General features: G+C 45.8%; 22 protein-coding genes. 10 read left to right on the top strand and 12 right to left on the bottom strand.

Annotated elements, in window-relative coordinates; genetic code table 11:
* The first annotated feature begins 89 nt into the window (after positions 1-89).
* Positions 90-1661 carry a GAF domain-containing protein gene (locus tag WC647_04940; GenBank protein MFA6221639.1) on the top strand — a complete coding sequence of 524 codons (1572 nt, stop codon included), beginning with the start codon at positions 90-92 and terminating at the stop codon, positions 1659-1661.
* A 17-nt stretch (positions 1662-1678) separates the two neighbouring features.
* On the opposite strand, the gene WC647_04935 is transcribed toward WC647_04940, so the two are convergent.
* Complete coding sequence (locus tag WC647_04935) at positions 1679-3079, bottom strand: NAD-dependent malic enzyme (GenBank protein ID MFA6221638.1); 1401 nt, start codon at positions 3077-3079, stop codon at positions 1679-1681.
* Positions 3080-3381: 302 nt separating this feature from the next.
* Between WC647_04935 and pyk the strand changes: the two genes are divergently transcribed.
* Entirely contained in the window at positions 3382-4863 is a 1482-nt protein-coding gene (pyk, locus tag WC647_04930) for a pyruvate kinase (GenBank protein ID MFA6221637.1), read from the top strand.
* 82 nt (positions 4864-4945) lie between these two features.
* Here the strand turns inward: pyk and WC647_04925 are convergent, their stop codons facing one another.
* From WC647_04925 to WC647_04895, 7 genes are all read right to left on the bottom strand, one after another.
* The gene (locus WC647_04925; GenBank protein MFA6221636.1) at positions 4946-6319 is read right to left on the bottom strand and encodes a phosphomannomutase; all 1374 of its coding nucleotides are present in this window, start codon (positions 6317-6319) and stop codon (positions 4946-4948) included.
* Between the two features lie 136 nt (positions 6320-6455).
* Complete coding sequence (locus tag WC647_04920) at positions 6456-7532, bottom strand: mannose-1-phosphate guanylyltransferase (protein MFA6221635.1); 1077 nt, start codon at positions 7530-7532, stop codon at positions 6456-6458.
* A 91-nt stretch (positions 7533-7623) separates the two neighbouring features.
* Positions 7624-9036 (bottom strand): UTP--glucose-1-phosphate uridylyltransferase, encoded by a 1413-nt coding sequence (locus WC647_04915; GenBank protein ID MFA6221634.1) that lies wholly within the window; start codon positions 9034-9036, stop codon positions 7624-7626.
* A gap of 146 nt (positions 9037-9182) precedes the next feature.
* Complete coding sequence (locus tag WC647_04910; GenBank protein ID MFA6221633.1) at positions 9183-9473, bottom strand: hypothetical protein; 291 nt, start codon at positions 9471-9473, stop codon at positions 9183-9185.
* Between the two features lie 80 nt (positions 9474-9553).
* Positions 9554-10936, bottom strand: a complete 1383-nt coding sequence (locus tag WC647_04905; protein MFA6221632.1) for a TrpB-like pyridoxal phosphate-dependent enzyme — start codon at positions 10934-10936, stop codon at positions 9554-9556.
* Positions 10937-11066: 130 nt separating this feature from the next.
* Positions 11067-13076 carry a methionine--tRNA ligase gene (gene metG / locus WC647_04900; GenBank protein MFA6221631.1) on the bottom strand — a complete coding sequence of 670 codons (2010 nt, stop codon included), beginning with the start codon at positions 13074-13076 and terminating at the stop codon, positions 11067-11069.
* A gap of 91 nt (positions 13077-13167) precedes the next feature.
* Positions 13168-13578: a hypothetical protein gene (locus WC647_04895; protein ID MFA6221630.1), complete on the bottom strand. Its 411-nt coding sequence runs from the start codon at positions 13576-13578 to the stop codon at positions 13168-13170.
* A 437-nt stretch (positions 13579-14015) separates the two neighbouring features.
* Here WC647_04895 and WC647_04890 point away from each other — a divergent pair, with 437 nt between their 5' ends.
* From WC647_04890 to WC647_04875, 4 genes are read left to right on the top strand one after another with little or no spacing between them, the layout of a single operon-like run.
* On the top strand, positions 14016-14930 hold the full coding sequence (locus WC647_04890) for a CoA ester lyase (GenBank protein ID MFA6221629.1): 915 nt from the start codon (positions 14016-14018) through the stop codon (positions 14928-14930).
* 20 nt (positions 14931-14950) lie between these two features.
* Complete coding sequence (locus tag WC647_04885) at positions 14951-15541, top strand: cyclodeaminase/cyclohydrolase family protein (protein ID MFA6221628.1); 591 nt, start codon at positions 14951-14953, stop codon at positions 15539-15541.
* 54 nt (positions 15542-15595) lie between these two features.
* Positions 15596-16357 (top strand): dihydropteroate synthase, encoded by a 762-nt coding sequence (locus WC647_04880; GenBank protein MFA6221627.1) that lies wholly within the window; start codon positions 15596-15598, stop codon positions 16355-16357.
* 16 nt (positions 16358-16373) lie between these two features.
* Positions 16374-17129, top strand: a complete 756-nt coding sequence (locus tag WC647_04875; GenBank protein ID MFA6221626.1) for a metallophosphoesterase family protein — start codon at positions 16374-16376, stop codon at positions 17127-17129.
* 32 nt (positions 17130-17161) lie between these two features.
* Here the strand turns inward: WC647_04875 and WC647_04870 are convergent, their stop codons facing one another.
* From WC647_04870 to WC647_04855, 4 genes are all read right to left on the bottom strand, one after another.
* The gene (locus WC647_04870; protein ID MFA6221625.1) at positions 17162-17953 is read right to left on the bottom strand and encodes an acyl-CoA dehydratase activase; all 792 of its coding nucleotides are present in this window, start codon (positions 17951-17953) and stop codon (positions 17162-17164) included.
* 151 nt (positions 17954-18104) lie between these two features.
* Entirely contained in the window at positions 18105-19346 is a 1242-nt protein-coding gene (locus tag WC647_04865; GenBank protein ID MFA6221624.1) for a 2-hydroxyacyl-CoA dehydratase family protein, read from the bottom strand.
* A 164-nt stretch (positions 19347-19510) separates the two neighbouring features.
* On the bottom strand, positions 19511-19774 hold the full coding sequence (locus WC647_04860) for a hypothetical protein (GenBank protein ID MFA6221623.1): 264 nt from the start codon (positions 19772-19774) through the stop codon (positions 19511-19513).
* 297 nt (positions 19775-20071) lie between these two features.
* Positions 20072-20602 (bottom strand): hemerythrin domain-containing protein, encoded by a 531-nt coding sequence (locus WC647_04855; GenBank protein MFA6221622.1) that lies wholly within the window; start codon positions 20600-20602, stop codon positions 20072-20074.
* Positions 20603-21119: 517 nt separating this feature from the next.
* Here WC647_04855 and WC647_04850 point away from each other — a divergent pair.
* From WC647_04850 to WC647_04835, 4 genes are all read left to right on the top strand, one after another.
* A complete protein-coding gene (locus WC647_04850; protein ID MFA6221621.1) occupies positions 21120-22703 on the top strand; it encodes a discoidin domain-containing protein in 1584 nt (527 codons plus the stop codon).
* 6 nt (positions 22704-22709) lie between these two features.
* A complete protein-coding gene (locus WC647_04845; protein MFA6221620.1) occupies positions 22710-24527 on the top strand; it encodes a carbamoyltransferase in 1818 nt (605 codons plus the stop codon).
* A gap of 52 nt (positions 24528-24579) precedes the next feature.
* A complete protein-coding gene (locus WC647_04840; GenBank protein ID MFA6221619.1) occupies positions 24580-25020 on the top strand; it encodes an SxtJ family membrane protein in 441 nt (146 codons plus the stop codon).
* 105 nt (positions 25021-25125) lie between these two features.
* Entirely contained in the window at positions 25126-25278 is a 153-nt protein-coding gene (locus tag WC647_04835; protein ID MFA6221618.1) for a DUF5989 family protein, read from the top strand.
* Positions 25279-25413 lie beyond the last annotated feature (135 nt).

Below are 25413 nucleotides of genomic sequence, written 5' to 3'. Positions count from 1 at the left end.
GCCCATACCCCGAAAATCCGTTTGAGTCCTAAAACCAACCACGACATGGGCCATCTTAACGTTTTTGAACTGGCGGAGAGTGATCATCTGTGAATCGAACGGAAAACAAGGCTGACGTTCAAGAATGCCCCGATGAGAAACCTGCCGCAGCATTTTTAAACGATGTCGCTGGAAACGGCGGTAAACTGGCTCCAGCTCGTATGGACCTGCTGCTAAACGCGTCCAAGGCTCTGGCTTCGACAACTGATCTTGACCAGTTGCTCCAAATAATTGTTGGTGAGGTCCAGAACGTTATCGATTGTGAGGGGGCGGGCGTACTACTGTACGATTCGGAAAAGGACGATTTTTACTGGAAAATCGTTCAGGATAGACAAAGTTTCTTGTCTTCCGCCAGTGAGAGAATTCGGATTCCAAAGAACGAGGGAGTTTGCGGATGGGTTTTTGACACTGGACGTCCTGCTCTGGTGCATGACGCCGCTAATGATTCCCGTTTGTATCGATTGGTTGAAGATAAGTCAGGTTTCCAGACCCGGAACATGGTCTGTGTCCCATTGCAGGCACGTGAGAAACGTTTGGGTGTTCTGTACGCCTTAAACAAAACCAAAGGTTCATTCGACACGGAAGACGTGGATGTGATGTCGGCTTTGGCGAGCAATGTGGCGCTGGCGCTGGAAAACGCTTCTTACTATGAACGTCTAGCAAATTCGTTAAAAGAACTGGAGAGATTGAATCGTGTAAAAAGCAAAACACTGCACCATCTTTCTCATGAATTGAAGACCCCTGTAGCTATCATAGAGGCATCTCTGGCTATCATGAAGAGGAAACTGGAGATCAGTGGGTTAAGCGCTGAGAATTTCCCGTTTGAGCGGATAGAGAGAAATCTGGATCGTTTGAAAATAATTGAAAAACAGGTAAGTCATATCATTGAGGGCAAAGAATTCTCGAACAAACCGGCTTATATGACATTCCTTGACACGTTTGAAGATCTAATCGAAATCACAGAGGAAGAAAAACCATGGCTGTCTGATTCTCTAGCGATAATTAGAAACAGGATAAATCAGACATTTCCAGATCCACAAGTTGAGCCTTTAGGCGTTTCTCTGGATAATGTGTTTGAGATAGAACGAGATTACTGTCTCATGATGAAACAGGACCGCAAATTAGAAATTACTTTCGAAAAACCTGATCCAGTTATTTTGAAGATTCAACCCCACATACTTCAATCCACATTGCGCGGGGTGGTTAGAAACGCGATCGAGAATACACCGGATTATGGGAAAATCATTGTCACAGGACACAGGGCGGGCGCTGGATACATTATATCTGTTCACGATTATGGTGTCGGTATACCGGAACATGAAAAACCTAACATCTTCGAAGGGTTCTATCCGATCCAGGAAACAGATCTTTATTCTTCAGGAAGACCATATGGTTTTAATGCAGGAGGCGCTTGTGCGGACCTGTTGAAAATCAAAATATTCTCTGAGCGACTTGGCTACAGGATCTCGTTCAATTCTTCAAGGTGTTCGTGCGTTCCGACGTCTAGAGACGTCTGCCCTGGAGATATTACCAAATGTTCATGTTGCTCAGGGCCGGATGAATGCTTTTCTAACGGTGGAACAGAGTTCCTTATTGAATTTCCAGAGCGACTTGTCGGCTAATATCAACCCAAGCCCATTCATAATCCTCCGCTAAATGCCGCTGCGTCAGCTACGGCTGCTGCGACCGCCGGGCAAACATCCTTATTAAAAATTCCTGGGATTATGTTTTGATCAGCCAGTTCATCTTCCGGAATCAGATTGGCAATAGCCGCTGATGCTGCAAGCCTCATTTCCCTGGTTATTTTCCTGGCCCGAACATTTAATGCGCCTCTGAATATCCCTGGGAATACAAGAGCGTTATTGATCTGATTCGGGAAATCGCTTCTTCCCGTAGCTACTATGTGAGCATAATCGAGAGCCTCCCATGGGTTTACTTCAGGTATCGGGTTAGCCAGAGCGAATACGATCGATTCGGGAGTCATAACTGCTAGGTCTTTTGCCTCAAGGAGGTTTCCTCCGGACAGGCCAATGAATATGTCGGCCCCTACCAGAGATTCCTTGAGATTACACTGGATCCCTTCGGGATTAGTCATTTGGGCTATTTCTTCCTTGATCGCATTCATACCCTGGGTTCTGCCCGGGAATAATGAACCTGCCCTGTCACAGCAGAGTATTTGATTAGCCCCAGCTTCCAACAGCGTCTTGATGCAGGCGACTCCCGCCGCTCCAGTTCCAGAGACAACTATCCGAGTATCGGCCAGTCGCTTGCCGACTCTTTTCAGGGCGTTTCTCAATGCCGCCAGAACCGCGATGGAAGTACCGTGTTGATCGTCATGAAACACGGGGATATCAAGCTCTTCAGTGAGCCGCCTTTCGATCTCAAAACATCTGGGCGCCGAGATATCTTCGAGATTTATCGCTGCAAAGCTTGGGCTTATCGCTTTTACCGTCGCCACAATTTCGTCAATTCCTGAAGTATTCAAGCAGATGGGAAAGGCGTTAATCCCCGCGAACTCTTTGAAGATCATGGACTTGCCCTCCATGACAGGCAAAGCTCCAAGCGGTCCAATGTTTCCAAGCCCAAGCACTGCTGATCCATCGGTGACTATTGCTACCGTGTTTCCCTTCATAGTGTACTTGTAGGCGTCATCACTATTTCTGGCTATGGCCATTGAAATACGACCGACTCCTGGAGTGTAGGCCATGGAAAGGTCTTCCCTGCCGGCAAGTCTCTTTGAAGGCGTAATTTCTATCTTGCCACCTATGTGATATTGGAAAGTTCTGTCTGTGACATCAAGCACTTCAACCTCAGGTAAAGCTTTCAATGCTTCTACGATTCTGACTTCCTGGCTTTCATCACAGGCGTAAATATCAAAATCCCTAATAACGTGATCTTTCTCGATTTTTACAATTGGTATTGAGCCCACGAGCGCGTCCATTTCCCCTATGGTAGTAGCCACGCGCGCCAGGGCTCCCGGGCGCCTTTCAAACCGAACTCTTATGGTAAGGCTGTGGCTGGGACTAGATTGAACGATCATTGTTCCTCCTACTGAACAATCAGGTGTCTCTTAGTAGCGTTATTATATATCATCTGAACGTCTTTGGGTATGGGACTTAGTGGACATATTCAAACCCAGGCGCAGCGACATGTTTGGATTAAGGATGTTCAGCATAGCGACCATAAGCTAATCGAAACTGCCATGGAAAGTTTGAATTGGTTTCGACCCTATGATGCTCCGGAATTTAGCTCGGAAAACCTCAGTAAGTCCTAATTTGGCGGCCAATCCATTAGGCTATGTGAAACAAAAAAGAGTTTGAAAGTGTACGGGGGAGATATATTATGAACTTAGACCTTATAGTTTTCTCAAAGTGGATGAATAGGCGAAAAATGGCGCTTCCTTTCAATAAGACTAAAATTGTTTGCACAATCGGCCCCGCTTCTAAATCGTCAAAAATAATCGAACAGATGATTATGGCAGGGATGAACATAGCCAGGATAAATTTCTCTCACGGAGATTTTGAAGAGCATGCAGATATTATCTCAACCATCCGAGAAGTCTCTGAGAGACTGGGTAGAGATGTAGCGATTCTTGCAGACCTGCCGGGGCCTAAGATTCGTATAGGAATTCTTCGTGAAGAACCAATTGAATTGAGAATAGGCGATGTGATTTGTCTTACTACTGACGACATAATAGGGGACAAACGCCGTGTTTCGGTTAACCTACCCAATTTGACCCAAGCGGTGAAAAAGGGTGATCAGATTTTTTTGAATGATGGTTTGATTCAGCTAGAAGTTTTAGCTGTAGTTGATCGGGATGTGAAATGTGAGGTAAAGGTTGGGGCGGAACTCAGATCAAGAAAAGGATTGAATCTTCCTGGAATATCTTTGGGGATAGGAGCATTTACCGACCGCGACTATGAGTGTCTTCGATTTGCTCTTGAACAACAAGTGGACGCCGTTAGTCAGTCGTTTGTAGAATCCGCCTCAGATATAGATTCTCTGAGGAAATCCGCTTCAGTGCTTGGCGCTAGCCCTTTTGTAATAGCCAAGATCGAAAGGTCCAAGGCTCTTCAAAATATCGATCAAATACTTGCAGCCGCTGACGGGGTAATGATAGCTCGCGGCGATCTGGGGGTAGAAACACCAATAGAGAGCATAGCTTTGCTCCAAAAAGAGATCATGGCTAAAGCTAATTTGATGGCTAAGCCAGTGATTACAGCCACTCAAATGCTGGAATCCATGACGGGCAATCGTCGGCCCACTAGGGCCGAGTGTACGGACGTCGCAAACGCTATTCTGGACGGGACTGATTGTGTCATGCTTTCAGCCGAGTCTGCTACCGGCGATTACCCTGTTGACGCTGTGCTTACACTAGCAAAAATAGCTACCCTGACTGAAAATTATAGGAGTCGCAGGCCGATTGGTCATTTCTTACCCATGCCTGAGATACAGGAAAACATAAATATTAGGGATTTGATAGCCGTGAGTGTCAAGAACGCTGTGGAGCATATTCAACCGGATGCGGTGTTTGTGCCAACCCGTTCGGGGGCATCAGCGCGAAGCATGAGTCGTTTCAAACTTCCCGTGTGGATAGTGGCTGTCAGTTCACTTCAGACTACTTGCCGGAGACTTCATTTCTCCTACGGGGTGTATCCGCAACTTGAATTCGAACATCCGGATAACTGGCGTGATTTTACCACTAGTTGGCTTGCTCAAAACGATATGATTGGAAAATTGGTGATTTTGACGGAGGGCCCGTCATCCAAACACCCGGAAACCAACAACCGTATGGAGCTAGTGGATCTATCAAGAGTATTCTAAGTGGCCTGAATTGTTTTAGAAGAGTGTTAGTTGATGTGTGTCCCCTTTTCTAGGCAGAGGACACACCCCAGTTAGACCCATCTTATTTGAAACGATCAATCAGGGATAAAATCTCCTTGGTTTTTTCTTCAAGGAGAATTTTGTCGCTCCTGGTTTCGACATTTAATCTTATTACCGGTTCAGTATTGGAAGGTCTCAAATTAAACCGCCATTCCATGAATTCCATGCTCAGCCCGTCAATGTGATCTGTAGAAATCTCCGAACCTTTATAATGCCCTTCTATTTGAGAGATGACAGAATGGGGATTGGAAGCTGTACGGTTGATTTCTCCACTAACAGGGTATTTGTCCATTCTTGATTTGACCAAGTCCGAGAGAGGACGACCAGATGCGCTTACCGCTTGAACCAGAACAAGCCAAGGGATCATCCCGCTATCACAGTAAGCAAAATCCCGAAAGTAATGATGAGCGGACATCTCGCCCCCATAAACAGCGTCCTCGATTCGCATGCGTTCCTTGATGAAAGCGTGTCCAGCTTTGGACATGACCGGCACTCCGCCATTTTGTTCTACGAGTTCCACTGTGTTCCAGATCAACCTCGGGTCATGAACAATTCTGGCTCCAGGATTCACCTTTAAGAATTCCTGCGCAAGAAAGCCAACCAAGTAGTAACCTTCCAGAAAGCCTCCATTTTCGTCAAAGAAGAAACACCTATCAGCGTCTCCGTCCCAGGCTATTCCAATGTCGGCATTATTCTTTAACACCTTCTCTACTGTAACCCCCCGATTCTCGGGAAGAATGGGATTGGGGATGCCGTTGGGGAAACTTCCGTCCGGTTCGGGAAATATCAAAATCAAATCCAGCGGAAGTCTTGATTTAAGCTTGTTGAGTATGGGACCAGCGCAACCGTTGCCGCAGTTGGCCACGATCCTTAGGCCAGATATCTTGGAAGGATTCACATAACTCATTAAATGATCAACATACTCGTCTGTCACGTCGACAGTTGAGAAATCGCCTTTTTGGGTTGTTTCAGGATCAAACCTCTCGCTCATAACCATGTCAGCTATATCTTGAAGACCTGAATCGCCACTTATTGGTCTGGAATCCTCCCTGACGAGTTTCATTCCATTGTAGTCCATTGGATTGTGGCTCGCCGTGACCATTATCCCACCATCAAGCTTGAGGTGAGATGTCGCGAAATAGACCATTTCAGTAGGACAAAGGCCAATGTCCACAACATCACATCCATGAGAATTGAGACCTTCAGATACTGCGGCAACTAATCCAGCGCTTGATAAACGGACATCTCTGCCAATACAAACTCTTCGCGGTTTTAGCAGCGAAGCGTACGCCCGGCCAATTTTGAAAGCAATCTCCTCATTCAGTTCATCAGGGATTCGTCCCCTGATGTCATAAGCTTTGAAGCTGTTACGAATGTTTGAGATAGAATCTTTCATGACAGTTCCTTTTCAGACTGGAGAGCCTTCTGGCTTATTTTCAATCGTTAGATAAATAAGTAACTTATATAGAGTAATAAACAAAATGGTGATTGAGGGCAAAAGATATTCCCATAAAACACCACGTTTATCGAGCTTACAGCAGTCCCTGATAGCCATGCTTCTTTAGCAATTCCTGAAGTTGTTTAATATCCTGAGCCTTATCTTTTCGGCACACCAAAATTGCGTCTGGAGTATCAACGACTATGAGGTCTTCAACTCCTACCAGGGCAGTCAATTTCTGTGGAGAAGAAACTACGCAACCTTTGGCGTTGAGGCTCAGTATTTTCCCTTTTACGGCATTTCCTTCTTCATCAGTTTTCCAGACATCCTGCAGTGAAGTCCAACTGCCAACGTCATTCCAGCCAAAATCGACAGGTATTACTAGAACATTGTCGGCCCTTTCCATGATTCCATAATCAATAGAAATGTCAGGAAGAGACTCGTAAATCTCAGATAGGGCTCTTGGTTCATCATTCGTATTCAGTACCGGGATCAATTTTTCCATGGCCCGACTGACAACCGGCAAATATCTTTGGAACGCCTCGATGATTGCGGAAACTTTCCATATGAACATGCCGCTGTTCCATAGATAGTTTCCCAAACTTAAATAGGATCGAGCGGTTTTTATGTCTGGCTTTTCAACAAATCTTTCCACCCTATGAGCTTTGAGGCCATCGAATTGCGTGACTTCAGAACCGACGTGAATGTATCCATAGCCGGTTTCAGGCCTATCGGGGACTACACCAAAGGTGAGAAGATCTCCGGTTTCTGACGCCAACTGCGTTGCAGCTTTTAAAACGCTAATAAATTCATCTTCCTTTGTGATCAAATGATCCGCAGGTAGGACCAGCATTACTGACTCTGGATCTTGTTTGGCGATTTTGTAGGCAGCGAGAGCCACGCAGGGAGCTGTATTTCTGCCAACAGGCTCGGCTACAACTGAGTTTACTGGTAGTTCCGGTATTTGCTTGCGAATGTTTTCTTCGTGGTGGGCCCCGGTGACGACCATGATCCTGTCCGGAGCGGTAACAGGAATTATTCTATCTATAGTGGCCCTGATCATCGTTTTTTCACCGACAATTTTGAGGAGCTGCTTAGGCCTACGTCGTCGGCTCTGCGGCCAAAAACGAACGCCACTTCCACCGGCCATGATTACTGAATACAGGTTCATATTGCGCTCCTTCCACTTAACCGCTTCATATGTTGCCCATGAGGATCAATTCTTTCCAAGTGTTCAGATGACGGGCGAGGCGGAGTCGCCATCAAGGCCAACTCCCTGGGTGGTAGGGATAACGTGCGTCTTTCAGTGTAGAGCCTGCTGAAACTCTGTAGGTCATCCCGTCCTTAGGCGCCACGTCCACAGATCCCTCTATTTTAACATTGCGTTCAAAGTATACGTCCCCAGACACGTTGAGATATTCGGCTCTCGCCAACGATACTGAAGCAGGATCTTCAAACCTTCTGGAAAACTCTAATGGGGAGTCCAAGAAACTATTGTCAAATCTTACCATTGGTCTGTTTGATAAGCTGCATGGCCTCTTTGGATTCCGTAGCAGTCTGAATGAGGAATCTAACACGCAAGCGTCTGACTGCAAAACAAAAAGATCTTCCACTCTTTTTGTGGGGAAAAATCTATCTCTTCCTACAATGAGCCCTCGTGCACGCTCAAAGCTTCCTATCGCGGCTCCCATCGCTGTCTCTAGCTGAACAACCGAGTGTCCTTCTATTACTTTCTTGTTTTGAATAATAGGGAGTTCAAGCTGATTTGAAAGAAGCAGTTGGTTGGTTTTTTCCAAATCTATCCATACATTGTTGGTGTTGAATACCCTAAAGTCCTGAATGTTCATGAATAGCGGTTTGTCGTCATCAGAGACCTGCGCTATTTCAACCAATTTTATAGCCCCGTCCTTTGCCACTAGTATTCCGCCCTTCGAATCTTCCACTGTCCGAGGAGTTACCTCAAGGAGAAAATCAATCTTGTCTCTGGCGATGAGACCTACAATCCACGGATCCAAGAAAGCCGCCAGGTTGTCCAGATTTGAAATGAACGCCCATTTTATTCCGCGACGCAGAAGCCCTTGAATCACTCCGCTATCCAGAAGGCTTTCATAAACATCGCCATGGCCTGGTGGAGCCCAATCTTCATGATTCCCTAGGGCGAGAGGAGTGAAATCATCCACCAACAGCCTTGGAACCTGGTTTTGAACAAATGTAGTAGCTTCGAATCCAATCTTTGAAAGCAAACTCAGAGTAGGTTCATGAGTGAAAAAACTGTTCATAAGCGCAAGTGGGATATCGCAGCCCGTTTCATGCCTTAGAAACTTGATTTGATTGCAAATAATCTCTAGATAGGAATAGCCATCCTTGGCGGTGAGTATCCCTTTGGGGGTGTTTCCACCCATAGTCGTGCTTCTTCCCCCATTCAACTTTATTACAGCGACATTTGCGAGCAGATTCAGGCCGACCTGTTCAAGTTCTTTTAAATCTTCTACATTGTCTGGTGGTTCAAGCAGGAGATCAGATTGTGGACTTCTGACCGACCTCATGTCGACCGTGGTATCCATTGACTGGGCAACCTTCCTAACCTGCGCCACAAAATTCTCGATATATGACTCAGAAATGTCCTTATCTCGCATCTTTTTTCGAATCAAATCAAGGCTGGACTCGATTCTCATAAAACTGCCCTCCGACCAATCGGCGCCATAAAGTCACAAAGTCGCTGATTGCCGAAAGATTGAAAACCGGAGAAGATGTGTTTTCGTAATAGCTTGAAAATCTCACTCTCTGGGCGCGATTTTGAGTCCCTGTTCATGGAATCTTGTTATTCAGGGCTCTCTGAATTGTCGAAACTGGATTTCTTCGCTCTCTCAATTAACTCAAGGATGTTGTCAAGTTTCGTTTTTTGAGGAGTGTTAAAAGTGAGTTGAAAAATTTCATCTCCAAGTTTTTTTCGGAGAAAAGACTCGACCTCAAAGTGATCACTCCAACAGGCAATCGATCTAGCGCACGGGCGGTCTATAGCTTCTATTACACAATAGCCGAATGTCACTGGTCCCCCCAGCCTCGGACATCTTATCTCTATCTCTTCATAATGATTCTCTAGATCATTCATACCGGATAACCTTCTCTGATCTTGAGGACAGGGGGTCTGCAGTGGGACAGCTTCCAAGAAAAACTGTCCCATTCCCAAAATTAGCTAAAGTTTGGTTTAGGGAATCCCTCTAGCGCTTTTAGAGCGAGTTCAATTTCGTCTTGCGGCATTTCGTAGTCAACCAGTTTCCCCTGGAAGAAAGCGTCATATGCTGCGAGGTCCACCAGACCATGACCGCTCCAGTTGACCAGAATCACCTTCTCTTTGCCTTCTTCCTTAGCCTTTTTTGCTTCTTGAAAAACCGCCGCCAAAGCGTGATTTGTTTCAGGAGCGCTAATGAAACCTTCAGTTCTGGCCCATGTGACACCTGCTGTGAACGTTTCGAGTTGATAGACAGCTCGAGGTTCAACGAGACCATCCAAGATCAACTGACTGACTAGAGGGGCCATCCCATGGTAACGAAGGCCTCCGGCGTGAACAGGCGCCGGAATAAATGCGTGTCCCAGTGTGTGCATCGGCAGCAACGGCGTCATTTGCATCGTGTCACCAAAATCGTACAGAAACGGGCCTCTGGTCATTGTAGGACAGGACATCGGTTCGACGGCGATAATCTGAATCTGTTTCCCAGCAATTTTATCCCGCACAAATGGGAAGGATATCCCTGCGAAATTGCTGCCACCACCAGCGCAACCAATCACTATGTCAGGGTAATCACCAACTTGCGCCAACTGTTTTTGAGCTTCCAGACCTATGATGCTTTGATGCAGCAGAACGTGATTAAGCACACTGCCCAACGAATAGCGAGTCAATGGACGACCCTGAGCTTCACTTGTAACCGCGTCCTCGACTGCTTCGCTAATCGCTATACCAAGGCTGCCTGGCGAATTTGGGTCGATGGCCAACATCTTTCGACCGGCCTCCGTTTCGGTGCTGGGGCTCGGGACGCATGTAGCCCCCCAGGTATTCATCATGAGACGTCTATAAGGTTTTTGCTCATAACTTATTCTGACCATGTACACTTTGGCTTCAAGGCCGAATTGCGAACAGGCAAAACTCAGCGCACTGCCCCACTGACCGGCTCCCGTTTCCGTGGAGATCCGCTTTACACCGAAAACTTTGTTGTAATACGCTTGAGGAATCGCAGTATTGGGTTTATGACTCCCAGCAGGACTCACGCCTTCGTTTTTATAATATATTTTTACAGGGCAATTTAAGAATTTCTCTAACTTATGCGCACGGTATAATGGGGTAGGGCGCCAGAGCAGCAACTTGTCTAAGACCTCGTCAGGGATTCGTATCCATCTTTCAGTGCTCACCTCCTGTTCAATAAGATTCATGGGAAAAACAGGGGCAAGGTCCTCTGGACCCACTGGTTGGTGAGTGCCAGGATGAAGAGGGGGTTGCATAGGGTTTGGCATGTCAGCGGCAATGTTATACCACTCTCGCGGTATCTCGCTTTCGTTCAAGACAATTTTAACCGGCATTTCCATCTTCCTCCCTAAAAATAGTGAATTGATCCAGCCCTGATAGGCTTGCGATTTACAATAAATACCTTGTTCATAATAACAATCTATACACGTGATCTAATATGATCGCACAAGAATTGTAGACAAATTATTTTATTATTGAACCCGGCGAAGCCTCCTGGTCGAATTCACACAGGATTATTTTTCCTTCAGGTGAACTGGCTGCCATTACCATCGCTTCACTGACCCCAAACCTCATCTTCCGAGGGGCCAGATTGCATACGACAGCGACAGTACGTCCCACCAGTTCATCCGGCGCATAAGACGATTTTATACCGGCGAAAACAGTCCTGATCTCTTTTCCGACATCAACTCGAAGTTTTACGAGCTTGTCGGCTCCTTCTACATCTGTTGCGGAGAGTATTTTTCCTACCCTGAGATCAAGCCTACCAAAGTCCTCTATTGAAATTTCTTCCTTGAAATCCGTAATGTCTGCTCTTGATTGTTTTGAAGGTACATTGTTTATTGAAGCCTCAATGAGCCTGTCCATAATCCCTGGCTCAAGCCTGTCGACGAGCTTCTCAAAAGTGTTTATGGTACGATTTTCAAAATCGAACTTGGCGTCTTCCCACCTCAGGCTCTGAACTCCTAACAGTTGTTCAACCTTAAGCGTGTAAGCCGGCAGAATCGGTTTTAGAAGCACTGTGAGTATTTTTATACAATTTATCGCAAAAGTAAGGTCATTTCGAGACTTTTCAGGATCGGACTTTATTGAGGACCACGGCTCATTCTTCTGGACATAATTGTTTGCAATATCCGATATGGCGAGGATGTTCCTAACAACGTTTGCGTATTTTAGGGATCTGTAGTCGTCGGAACACCTGTCAACATGCGCCAATATCTCTGTTTTGACATCATCAAGGTCTTTGGGAATTGTCCCTAGCCTTGAGTCCAGCCTTTTGTTTAAGAAACCGGCTGAACGGCTGATGAGATTGGTAATATTATTGACCAACTCCGCGTTGGTTCGGTTTATAAATTCCTCGAGATTCAAATCTATATCGTCAATACTAGGCCCAAGTTTAGAAGCATAGAAATACCTGAGAAACCATGGGTTGATCCGATCGGCAAACTGTCTTGCCGTGATGAACGTGCCACGACTCTTAGACATTTTTCGAGAATCCACAGTCAGAAACCCGTGAACATGAACAAACGTTGGGGTTCTATAGTCGGCGGCTTTTAGCATTGCCGGCCAAAAGAGTGTATGGAAATACGCAATATCCTTACCTATGAAATGATGAATCACCGCGTCGGATTTTGGGTCTATCCAGTACTCTTCAAGGGTAGCTCCGTGTCCTTTCGAACAGTAATGCTCGGTAGCGGCTATGTAGCCTATCGGAGCGTCTAACCAGACATAGAAAAATTTATTTTCTTCTCCAGGTATTTTGAAGCCAAAATATGGACCGTCGCGAGATATGTCCCAATCCCTAAGTCCTTGATCTATCCACGACTTAACAAAGCCTCTAACTTCATCCTGCAACCGACCGGGGTACGAAGTCCATTCGTCAAGAAAATCGGAGAAATCGACAAGTTTAAAAAATAAATGCGTCGATTTGCGAAGTTGAGGCTCGGCTCCACAAATTGCGCAATGAGCGTCGCTCAGGTCTGTAGGGCGATAGGTAGCGCCACACGATTCACAAACATCTCCATACTGATCCTGGGCGGAGCACCTTGGACAAGTTCCTTTAATGTATCTATCCGGAAGAAATCGACCGCACCTCTCACAATAGTACTGCTCAATTTCTCGAGATGAGACGTGACCTTTTTCTTTGGCTCGTTGATAAATAATTTCTGAATGCTTCTGGTTTTCCGGAGAGTCAGTAGAGTAAAATTCGTCAAAGCCTATTTCAAATCTTGCAAAATCGGTTTGATGACGTTTATGAAATTCGCTTACGAGTTCCCGAGGAGTCATCCCCTTTTTTGCGGCGTTGATTTCTATTGGAGCGCCATGAGAATCTGAGGCGCAGACATATATGACATCCTCCCTGGTCAGCCTCAAAAAGCGTACGAAGATATCTGTTTGTATATATTCTACCAAATGCCCTATATGTATGTCTCCGTTGGCGTAGGGCAGGGCGCTGGTAACAAGCGTTCGATTCAAAATAATCTCCTGAATATTTATCCTGCGTTTACACTGTGAATTCTTTCCAGTCCCGGCAGGTATCGGGAGTAGCTCTGAGAAGATATTCTCGTCATTCCTTGACTATTTCAAGCGCTTCAAGATTAGGGTCCTTTTCCTTGTCGATTTTAAAAACCCTCGCTTTCATCACGATGGTCTCCATCTCTTTAAGGGTATCAAGAACTTGCGCTTTGTCTTTCTTGATCCAAACTTTATTTAGCGTAATGTAGCTAACTCTGTCCGCAATGATGAAATTAACGTAATCGTCTCCAAGTGGACATGGAAGATCACTTTTCTTGTAATACCTGACTGAAATCACAATCTGTTTGTTGAGATACTTGTTGGGGTTCTCCGTGAGGCTTACAATTGTCAGGTCTTCATCAAGGTTCCTGTATATCCCGCCTCGAATGTAATTCAACGGACTGCATCCGAAGGATACCAGCGTTACCAGAGCGCAAGCTAGAATTAATCTGTGGTTAGTCATAAATGAGTCTTCACGATACTTGTAGAAGAACTTCATATTTTAGCTCAAACGCTTTTCGGAGTCAAAAAAAATGGTTCACAGTACAGACTTCTCAGTATCCGGTTATAGTCCCACAAATCCGGCTAAACGTCCAGTTCTGCGCCGAGCGATTTTCAAACGGCCACAAAAGTTCCAATTGCGCAAGCATTGCCTGCTGACAATTGGACAGGCGTGTACGGTAAGCCAAGCGCTCTTTGTGACAATCAGCGTTGTGAAATGACCGGCCAACTTCCTGGCGAGAACTGAATGATTCCAGTGTCCAGGACTATATATATGCCCCATGATTTATTAGCGAAAGAAGTACTTTAAAAAGTTGGACATTTGGGGCATTATTTTCTCGTCTGAGAAATTTTGATATCAAATAAATGTAGTTCTGAAATGGTTGAGGAGACAGTCTGATGAATTTGACAATATTGCGGTCGGTCCTTATGACACCCGTAAATGTTACGAAATTTGTTGAGAAGGCTTGCCTTCGTGGCGCTGACGCAGTGGTGCTTGACCTTGAAGATTCGATCCCAGCCCACGAAAAGATCCACGCCAGAACTATGCTCAAGAATGCTATCTCAATAACTGGAAAAGGCGTTTCCAAGCTGATGGTAAGAGTCAACAACGAGCCGGAATTGCTGGAAGATGACATCGATGCCGCCGTCTGTGAGCGCTTGGACGCCATCTTCATCCCCAAAGTTGAAACAGCGGCTCAAGTCGTCAAGTTAGACTACATGACTCGTGAAATCGAAGCCTCAAGAGGACTGGAATTGGGTAAAATCAGATTCTCCATTCATATTGAAAGCCCTCAGGGTATTTTACTCTTGTCTGAAATAGCCCGGTCCAGCTCCAGGATTGAATCGATGAGCATAGGCGTGGACGACTACTGCGCTGCCTTGGGAGTCAGAATATCGGGTGATTTGTCAGTTCTTCTGGTTCCCATGACTCAGATGATCATCACGGCAAAGGCTTTTGGGATAACCCCTATTGGCGTATTGGGTAGTGTGGCGGAGTTCAGGAACCTGGAGACCTTTGAGACTTCAGCGGCAAAAGCAAGAAATCTCGGATCTGAAGGGTCAATTTGTGTTCATCCTGATCAGGTTCCGATATTGAACCGCGTCTTTGCCCCGACTGAAGAAGATGTATCATTAGCCCAGAGGATAGTTAACGCTTTCACTGAAGCCGTCAAGGACGGAAGAGCCTCAACCAGTCTTGATGGACGCATGGTAGACACCCCTATATACAAGCAGGCTTTGAGTATCCTGGAAAGACTCCACGCGATAGAGCGGTACGAAGACATGAAGACTAGGAGCAGCCAATGTCCCTGAGTCCTAATTCCTGGTGAAAAATGCCGTTTGAAGAGTCCACTTTTCTGGATGCGTTAAGACAACCCAGACCTTATCCTGGTGGTGGATCTGTATCTTCTTATACTGCGCTAGTGGGCTTAACCCTGGCTGAAAAAATTTGTCACATCGAGGCGCTAAGGGCTGAGAAAACGGGATGTTCCCGCAAAATCTGTGATGAACTGCTTCAGAAAATAAAAGGCAAGATCAACTCTTTCAAGAAACTGATTGAAAGAGATATCTCGGCATATGATTCTCTTGCAGATTCTATTAGAAATGGTGAGCGGTGGCCGAAAATCAGTGGTGTTGTTTCCGAAGCTATAGCCTGCCCTTACAAAATGGTTGTGGAAGTTGCGGACTCATTCGAATTGATTCTTGAAGTAGGCCGCAATTGTCGTAGGTGGCTGGTTCCAGACTTGATGGTGGTATTGGAAATATTGAGAGGCTCAGCCAAATCCGCATTTCACATAGCTATGGCAAACGTTGAATATGTCGAAGACCATGAAGCAAGGCGGTTTCAAATCGATGAATTGGAATCGGCTGCTTGTGAGGCTGAACAAAATTATTCCAGCGTCCTGAAAAGATTAAGGGTTTAGAGAAACGCATTGATTACTTCCAGGCTAGATACTGACATATGTTAGAGGGACTCTATGATTTTCGTGGCCGACAATCTACACGGCCTAAATCCGGTAGTTAGTGAAGCGATGAAGAACCTGGATCCTGAGCCGATTCGACATTTACTCCAGAGGATCGAAGAATCGGGCGCACAGATGGTTGACGTTAATCCGGGGCACTTGCCCAAGCGCTACGAAGATCGTATGAGGTTTCTTGTGGAGACCGTTCAGGAAAATTGCGGAATGAAGTTGATTCTCGATAGCCCCAACCCGAGATTGATAGAGCTAGGGCTTTCAGTATGCGAGTCAAAACCTATCATTAATGCTATTTCAATGGAAAGAGTAAAGCTTGAACGCATACTGCCTTTAGCTGCGGAGAGTGGCTGCGATCTGGTAATATTGCTGATGGACGAATTCTCATTCAGTCCTCCAAGTGTTGAAGAAAAGATTTCCCTGGCTCTTCAAATTAATACACACTGTTCGGTTGCAAACATCCCATTGGAAAGATTGATTTTTGACCCGATCCTCCCTAGCTTGAGTTGGGACGATTCCTGGTTTCGCATGGGCTCTGCCATAAAAACGATTAGGCTTCTGGCCGCGGGAGCGATTTTCGGTGAGCCGGTGAAGACCGTAGTGGGGCTGTCGAACCTTAGAAGCGGTTACAGGAGGCGCCAACCGATTGGTATCGATATCACTTGTCTTGGAATGCTTGCCGGCGCGGGTTTGGATTATGCTATGCTTGACGCTCTTGATTCACGTTTGCTGCATAGTTTTGAGTTAATAGAAACGATGAGCTAAATCCAGGACCATAAAAATGCGGATGGTAATCTTTAGCGATGTGCATTCAAATCTTGAAGCTCTTGAAGCGTTTCTGGAGGAGGCTGATGTTAAAGGAGCGGACAGTCTGTTCTGTCTAGGGGATTCGATAGGATACGGCCCGAATCCGAATGAGTGTCTGGAACTTTTACGGGGCCTTGGAAACGCCACTGTTTTGTTGGGCAATCACGAGTGGTCGGCCATGAATCTTGCAGAATCTGAGTGGGGAATGAATCCCGTTGCTTTCAGGGCTATAGTCTGGACATCCCAAAGACTTACTGGAGACAATTTCGCCTACATAAGCAACTTGCCCCTAATGGCGGAATGGAATTCTTACTGTTTTTATCACTCTTCAGCGTTTGAACCCGAAAAATGGGATTACATACGGCCCGGACAGAGGTTCAAATCAAAAATGTGTCTCGATTTTGCTCCCCGTAGGATCGTTTGTGTCGGACATACGCATCAGCCGATGCTGCTTGATGACAATGGAGATCAGGTCCTCTTTATGAGCCTTTTTTCAGATGGAACAACTTATCTGGACACGGGAGAATCAAGACTTATCCTCAATCCTGGCAGCATCGGTCAACCCAGGGGTGGCCGCTCCGATCCCAGCTATATCACCTATGACAGTGAAACCAGGAAAATAGTTTGGCGTCGACTTTTAAACTACAATCCATCCGTAACCGCTGAGAAAATGCTCTCATTTGGACTTCCTGCTGAACTGGCCTATTACTTGACTGGCCTACGTCAGTAGGAGCCTGACATCCCGAGAATTCACCGACAAGTTCAATCCTCCGTCTGCCGGCAATCTTCAAGGGCGTAAAGCGCCGCGCCAAGCGCGCCCATTATCTGGGGATGAGGTGGTGTGACGACTTGATTTTGTATATGAGTTTTCAACAGATCTATAAGAAATGGATTATGTTCGATTACTCCGCCCGTCATTACAACGGTGTCCGTCAAGGTGTCCATTTCCAGAATTCTTTTGACTACGGAATGGAAGAGGCCCCTAACGATTCTATCTACAGCCGCGCCTGATTTGATCTTCTCCAAAACCTCAGTGCCGGAGAACACAGTGCAATAACTGCCGAGAGCCACTTCGCCGTCAGCGCTTTTAGCTAGATCGTTCAATGCAGCCATGGGCAGACGAAGGCGTAAAGACATTTCTTCAAGGAAAGCGCCTGTTCCGGCGGCGCATTTTCTGTTCATCTTGAAACTTACACGCTTCCCCTGCGAGTTTAGCTTTATGATTTTATTGTCTTGACCCCCGATATCAACGACAGTCATTGGGCCTTTGAAATAATGAAGACATCCGCGAGCGTGACAGGAAATTTCTGTGAGGCTATTGACGGAAAAACTTACGCTATTACGACCGTAACCGGTTGAAAAAACGGGGATAGGCGCGCTAATGTCTTGCCCGGCCTGGGCTATCGCCTCTCTCCATGCCGTATTCGCCGCTTCCTGAAAGTCAGTGCCGGAGTAAAGCACGTGGCTTCCCACGATATTACCTTGATTATTGAGAACGACGGATTTTGTAGTGCAGGAACCAACGTCGATTCCCCCGGCAAACTCACAGACCAATTTAGCCTCTCACGGTGAAATTCTGGTGATGTGTCTCAGCCACGAAGAGTTTTACTCGCTTGACAAAACAATTCGCAACCTCATGTAATTGCCCAATGAACTAAACATTCCTCAATCTAGCTGCCACGCTCTTGTGCTGGATCGGAATAGGTCATCCTTGATCGAGCTGTTCGACAAACGCCTCAATATTGGTTCTGGTCTGTTCGTCCGAATAACATCGGAGATCATTTAGATCACCATGAATTACTAGCGTGGGTAGTCCGAGGCGTTTGGCCATGCGTTGTGGCAATGAATACCTGTTGTTAGAATTGTTTGGGCAGGTCTTGGCGTCATGAAAGATTACGCCGTCAATATGGAAATTCTTTATCCAGTTGTCCATGTACCATTCTTTGTATGATTCATCCCGTACAATGAACAACTCGGTATATGCTTCCGCCATCGATTCGAATGGTTTGTTGGCATCAAACGCGTCAAATATCCAGCTATTACAGTATGTTGATGCTACAACGCTGGTTTTCAACCCAAAGAATTGGTCACTTAACTCCCGGAGTTTTCCCCACACCGGCATTCCGTCCCAATATAATCGATGTCTTTCCCCTGGGATGGCCCCTTGTTTGTTTTTGATCCGGTCTTTCAACTCATCTATAAGGAGATGATAGTATTCAATTGCCTCCGGTTTACCCCTCAGGACTACCGCAGGGCCCATGTGAATTGTGGAGTCAAAAAACGTCAATGGGGCGGGTACCGCCGCTCCACATTCGAGCACCTGACGCCACAATTTAGTGCATTGCAAAGATAAACGGATGACTTCTCGCAACTTGTCAATGTCAAACTTGTTTCCGGAGACTTGCTCCAACGTAGGGATCATTGACTTCATCTGAGCGACAATGTCAGCCACGTGGTAGTCGTTAACCTCACGTATGTTGCGATGTGTATGTATCCCAACTATGGGAACATTCCATTCACGGGCATAGAAGGAAAACCAGTCCTGGACGTCTCGGCACTGGTTGGTGTTGTAGACCAGGACGTCGGCCTTGGGGATACTTTGAATCCCATAGGCTTTTGTTAATGGAGTGATACCTTGAAGATACGCTCCTACGTCGGCAGTCAGATATGAACAAATATCGGGAGAATAGCCTACGGCGTTGGCGAGCGGGATGACATCGGTAGCCATTCTGGTCGCTCCTAGGAGCGCCCCATGATTTTCTGGGTAGTAGACGAGGAAACCCATGGCGTGCAATAATTCAGCAGGCCCAACTGAGGTGCACCAGGCGACTTTCTGTTTTCCGGTTTTCTTGGCCTCATCTATTTCAAGAAAATGTGACGCCATTATCTTTTTCATTTGCGCCGTTGCCGCAATTTGCGCACGAGCCTGTTTTTGTTGTTCCGCCACTATTTCCTCTCCATTCTGGACAATATTAATCCCCCTGCTTCCACGCAATTCTGGAAGTCACTCATTGAACCGCTGTTTGGGAGGACGACGCCATATCACGCAGCAATGTTAAGAATCGTACGCCGCCGCACCAATTTAGCCTTGAAAGGAACCAGTCACAGTTATCAAAGTCGCCAACCAGGACAGACTCTGACCCATTTCCAACGCTTGCAATATCCGAATCTGTTTACGCGCACGCAACGTTTAACCTTGTAACAATATGGTCTATGGTAGATTCTGTAGGCAAGGCGCTGGTCTGTCGCTCCGGTCGTAACTTGAGCGCCGGACTTGGTGAGCGGCGCTTCGGCCGCGAATGACACGCAGCATGCGCCGAGTAGTAAAAAAGCGCATGCCACCAGTCCTATAAATGACATCGATAGCTTTTTCATAACGAACTCCTCTTGTTTTTCTGTTTTGAATTCCGCCATGAGTAACGAAAGATTACACCAGCCGGCCAGGTTTCTCCAACTCATTTTATTCTTTGTATTTTATCAACGAAACTTCACATTTCCGCGATGAAAAAATTTCGGCCCCGATTGTTTTCATCATATTCTGTCTGCTGAAGCTTTGTCGCACACGAGCTTCAAAATCAGGGTCGCTGGGATCAAGAGTCAAGTTCGTCGCCATTCCTTATCCAAGGCTCTGTTTCTGCAATCTGTAGTTTTCATCTCAGAGAGATTGACCCGTTATGTGAGTGATTCGACTACCAATCTATACTTTTCATGAATCATCTTCCTGTCAAATTCCCAGAATTCTTGAAGCATTAGCTGTTGGTCCGTGTCGGAGAGGTATCTCATCATTGAGGGAAAAAAGACTTTATCTTCTTTTTCAATGTGACGAGGATAAAAATCCGCCAGAAACGCCAGTTTATCGGTAATTATACTCAAGGCGGCTTCATCCCCGGTTCGATAACGTTTGTTCGCAGCCACCAATTCAGAGGTAACGGATCGACCTATTACGTGATCACTGATCAATTCTTGCATTATTCGGCCATCAGTTTCGGACATATTTTTCTTGCCGAGTTCCCGGAACAATATTTCTTCTTCTTTGCCGTGGTGGGTCCTATCACCATAGGTACGGAAAAAATCCACAGCAATATCAACAAAAACCGGGTCTGTTTTTCCTGTAATAGCTATCCTTTCAAGTTCCGCTCTGAAATGAACCAGAATTCTCTCAATAAGTCGATGCTCTATCATCAGTGGACCACGCGGCTGCATAATAGGACCTCCTTTGAATTTTCGGTCGCTGATTCGTTTGTCGACGCGTCAAATGGACTCCGAGCCAATTTTGTCCAAGTTTCAGTAGAGTGGTCTCAGAATTCTATTCGCTGAACGTCCGAACCTCCCTACGAATCATATCTGAACTGCCCAAGAATAGGTGAATCTAGGGGTTAATTATAACACTTTTGTGTATTTTCTCCAATCCGGGAGCCAAGAGTCAGTCCAGCCGGCTTGCCTTACACGTAGCTTTGATATAAATAGAACCAAGCTTTTGATTCTGGGCTCCTATTGTCCTGAAATATTTATGATTCGTTTGTTCAAGCGAAGATTGGTCAAGATAAACTAGTTCAGGAGAGCTATCATAATTAATTTTCTCAAAACAACTCTCAGAGCTGGCCTTTACGTCATCTTTGTTCTGTTAGCGGTAGTCGGACTATTTGCAGGGATAGAAAAGATCTCAAAATTCGCTTTGAGCAGATCGTATTTCTCAGAAGTGTATCCGCATGACTTTGAGATGGTTCGTAAAGACGCAATACACCCAGTCACGCACTATGACTATGATTTTACGCCCGGGGCGTGTGTGGAATACAATATTCTCAAGGGCAACCGCTATGAGTACGCCAACAATGCGGGCTTTCGTGATCCTCGAGACATCGAGGTCGACAAACCGGCTGATGAGTTCAGAATTTTTCTCACTGGAGGATCTACGGCTTTCGGGCTGGGGCCCATTGGAGAGGCTGCGCCGGCGATGAACTATTACGGGATAGAATTTAGAGAAACTATTTCCCATTACATGGAAGCGATTCTCAATTCCACTCCTTTAATTGAAGGCAAAAAAATAAAGGTCTATAACACCGCTGTTTGGGGTCATGCGTTTCAACACCTTCTGGTAAGATACCCTGTGAAACTTAGGCGTTATCAGCCGGACATGGTGATCTCGTTAGATGGCGCCAATGAACTTCCGCTTATCAGTAAACTTGAAAAAGACTGGAACTACTTTCACGAAGGACAGTACAATAACATCTTGAGAGACATGTGTTCGTACAGCGCAGGAGGCCTCTCCTCCTATCTGACACTGTGGCTAAAGAACAACACATATTTGATGACCTATCTTTGGGCGGGACAGGATCTCTTTCAGGAAATCAATGTGAAAACCCCCTCCCATAGGGGTGTAGCCGACTCCAAAAAAGACTTCAAGGAATCAGAAGACGAACAAGGCCTGTCGGTTGAAGAGAGTTCCCGTTATCTCGATCGTAACGTAGGTGTTGTGGTCAAGACAGTCGAAGATTACAGTTCCTTGCTTCAAAACGATGGAGTAGCGCATATTCTAGCTCTACAACCATGGTTTTACTTGACCAATAAACCGATTAACGAGAAAGAAAAAATCATAACTGAAATGGAAGGATATCGCCAATATTATGGGGTCCCTTCTGATAAGGTGTATAAACTGTTGATTGAGAAACTTGTTGAGAGCGCCCAAAAAAAGGGATACTTCTTGATAGATTTTTCACAGTATTTTGATGACGTTTCCGAATGGGTTTTCACTGATTGGTGTCATTTGACCGCAGGCGCTAATTATCTGCTGGCCAAGGAATTATGTGATGTTGTCAAGGAGCGTTTCTTGGGCAAACCTCTTGGGCCCGGAGATTCGACTGAGAACAAGGACAGTTTTTTTTGGGATCTAGTAGCGGGTAGCGAGGTCCTGAGTGCCCCACCTTCGGCAAATCCTATGTCTGGTCCGCAGAATTTCCAGAGAGGATATCCGGGGGAAGCGCTTTACGTTTCATCTAAGCTAGACGAAAATCTCAAGCCCGAGATTGTTCTGGATTTCCAGCAGACTTACAATATCAGTCGTCTCAGGATTGTTTGGGGCGACGAGCGATCAACACCTGAGGAATGGCTTATTGAAGTTTCAGAGGACAACAACAACTGGAAACATTTTTGTTCAGGTTCTAACAAGGACACAGATAACTACTCTCGTTGGCCTGGATTTGAATATTATGGTTCCGAACCTGTTCAGGCTCGTTTCGTAAGATACAGGCAGATCAAGATGTCTGAACCCGTTATCAAGCTAAGGACATGGAATTTGTTCAGGTAGGTTTAAATGAATATTCTCGGCTTATCCGCATACTATCATGATAGCGCTGCGTGTCTGGTTCAAGATGGAGTTATACTGGCGGCCGCTCAGCAAGAGCGGTTTTCCAGAATTAAACACGATCATCGTTTTCCTTATGACTCGATCGATTACTGCCTAAAACACGCTAAGATAGAAATAAAAGACGTGGATTATGTGGTCTTTTACGACAAACCTTTTATCAAGTTTGAAAGGCTCTTGGAAACCTACCTTGCCTTTGCGCCGAGAGGTTGGGCATCTTTTCTTATGGCTATGCCTCTATGGCTCAAACAGAAACTCCATTTACCATCTTTGATCAAAAAAAGTCTGGGGTATGAGGGGACGCTACTTTTTCCTGAGCATCACGAATCACACGCTGCCAGCGCTTTTTTCCCTTCCCCTTACAATAGAGCCGCTTTCCTGACAATGGATGGAGTAGGGGAGTGGACTACAACTAGCTTTGGCGTAGGGGTAGGCAACAAACTCACAATCGATTATGAACTAAAGTTCCCTCATTCTTTAGGACTGCTTTATTCCGCCTTCACCTATTTCACCGGGTTCAAGGTCAATTCGGGAGAGTACAAAGTCATGGGGTTAGCGCCCTATGGAGAACCCAAATACGTGGATTTGATTCTTAAGGAACTCATTGACATAAAAGAAGATGGATCATTCAAGCTCAACATGGATTATTTCACCTATCCGTATGGACTCACGATGACCGGTTCAGCTTTCGAAAGACTGTTTGGCGGTCCGGCTAGAACGCCTGAAAGCAAGCTCACTCAGAGAGAAATGGATATAGCGAAATCCGTTCAAGTTGTAACGGAAGAAGTGATGCTTCGTACCGCGAGCCACATCCACAAAATTACCGGGGAAAAGTATTTGTGCATGGCGGGAGGGGTTGCTCTCAATTGCGTGGGAAATGGCAGAATTTTACGTGAGAGCCCTTTTGAAGACATTTGGATTCAACCAGCCTCTGGTGACGCAGGAGGCGCCTTAGGCGCAGCGCTTTTTGTTTGGTACAATCTGTTGGGCGCTGAAAGGAAAACTGATAACGCTCATGACGCCCAGTACGGATCCTATCTTGGTCCGGAATTTCCCGACGAAGACGTAAAAAGATTTCTCGATGATAGAGGTTATCCTTATCAATTCATGGGGAACGGAAGTTCACCTGACAGGGTGGCTGATCTCATCGCCGAAGGTAAGGTGATAGGATGGTTTAACGGTCGGATGGAATTCGGCCCTAGAGCTTTGGGCGCCAGATCCATAATTGGAGACCCCCGGAATCCTAAGATGCAGAGTCAAATGAACCTTAAAATCAAGTATCGGGAGAGCTTTAGGCCTTTCGCTCCTTCAGTACTCATGGAGAAAGTCCAGGATTTTTTCGACCTCGACAGACCGTCCCCCTACATGTTGTTGGTAGCTGATGTAAATAAGAAGATTCGTCGGCATATGACGGATCAACAGGAAAAACTGTGGGGAATTGATAAATTGAATGTTTCAAGATCTGATATTCCAGCGGTGACACACGTCGATTATTCAGCCAGGATTCAAACGGTGCACCAGGAGACCAACCCTGACTATCACAAGATGATTTCCAAATTTTTTGAAAAAACCGGATGTCCTGTAATTGTAAACACGTCATTCAACGTACGCGGTGAACCCATTGTTATGAGCCCTGAACATGCGTATCTATGCTTTATGAGGACGGAAATGGATTATCTGGTTCTAGGTTCTTATCTTCTGGACAAGAAAGCGCAGCCACCCTTGAAAGATGATACCAACTGGAGAACTCAATATGAGCTTGATTAACCGAAAAATCGCAACAGGGATACGTTTCCATGAATGGAGTTGACAGGATATTATGAGTATTGTCTCGGAAATAAGAGAAGAGATCAAAGCGGCGTATCGTGAACCAACCAAGCGGGACCTGAACATTCTAGCTCTGATATTTCTGGGGTTGCCTGGTGTAATTGGGGCTTATCTCGTATATTGGAAAGGATCCTCCAACGGCTACATATGGATATGCGTTGGGGCGGTGTTGTTCCTTTGCAGACTTGTTCCGCCGTTGTTCAGACTCATCTATAAAGTCTGGGTATCGTTTTCGATTATTTTAGGGTACTTTGTTTCACGGGCATTATTGACAGTGACATTTTTTCTTGTGATTGTCCCTACGGGACTTGCCATGAAGGTTTTCGCAAAGGATCCTATGGACAGGAAATTGGATCCTGATGCGACCACCTATTGGCAGAAAAAGGAACAGGAACCGGACGTCAGTGTCGAGAGATATCAGAAACAATTTTAGTATTGGTTCCGCAATGGGAAAGAAGAGTTGACGCAGATACTTAATGGTGATGAGATCAGCTTGTTAATGAAGGCTTTAGGGGCCGGGCGCTAAGGAGGAACAAACATGTCGTTGGTAAAAGAGTTTTGGGATTTTATGAAGGTCAGAAAGAAATTTTGGTTAGCCCCCATACTGATAGTCCTTGTGATTCTTTCTGGATTTATAATTTTGGCTTCTTTGTCGCCCGCCGCAGCGCCGTTCATTTACACTCTGTTCTAAACGACCTTGGGACTTGGTCCGCTATTGCTGAACGGTGTTTTGAAACAGGTCAATTTAGGCTCAGACGACGCTCGATGCGTAGTTCAATCCAAAGGCGTTTCTGAAGAGATTCTTCCTTCAGAAGCGCCTTAGCAA

Source organism: Desulfomonilaceae bacterium (assembly GCA_041662605.1).
In the GTDB taxonomy this organism is placed as follows: Bacteria; Desulfobacterota; Desulfomonilia; order Desulfomonilales; family Desulfomonilaceae; genus CAJBEZ01.
The sequence above is the reverse complement of the archived record's forward strand: the minus strand, read 5'-3'. Positions and strand labels throughout refer to the sequence as shown.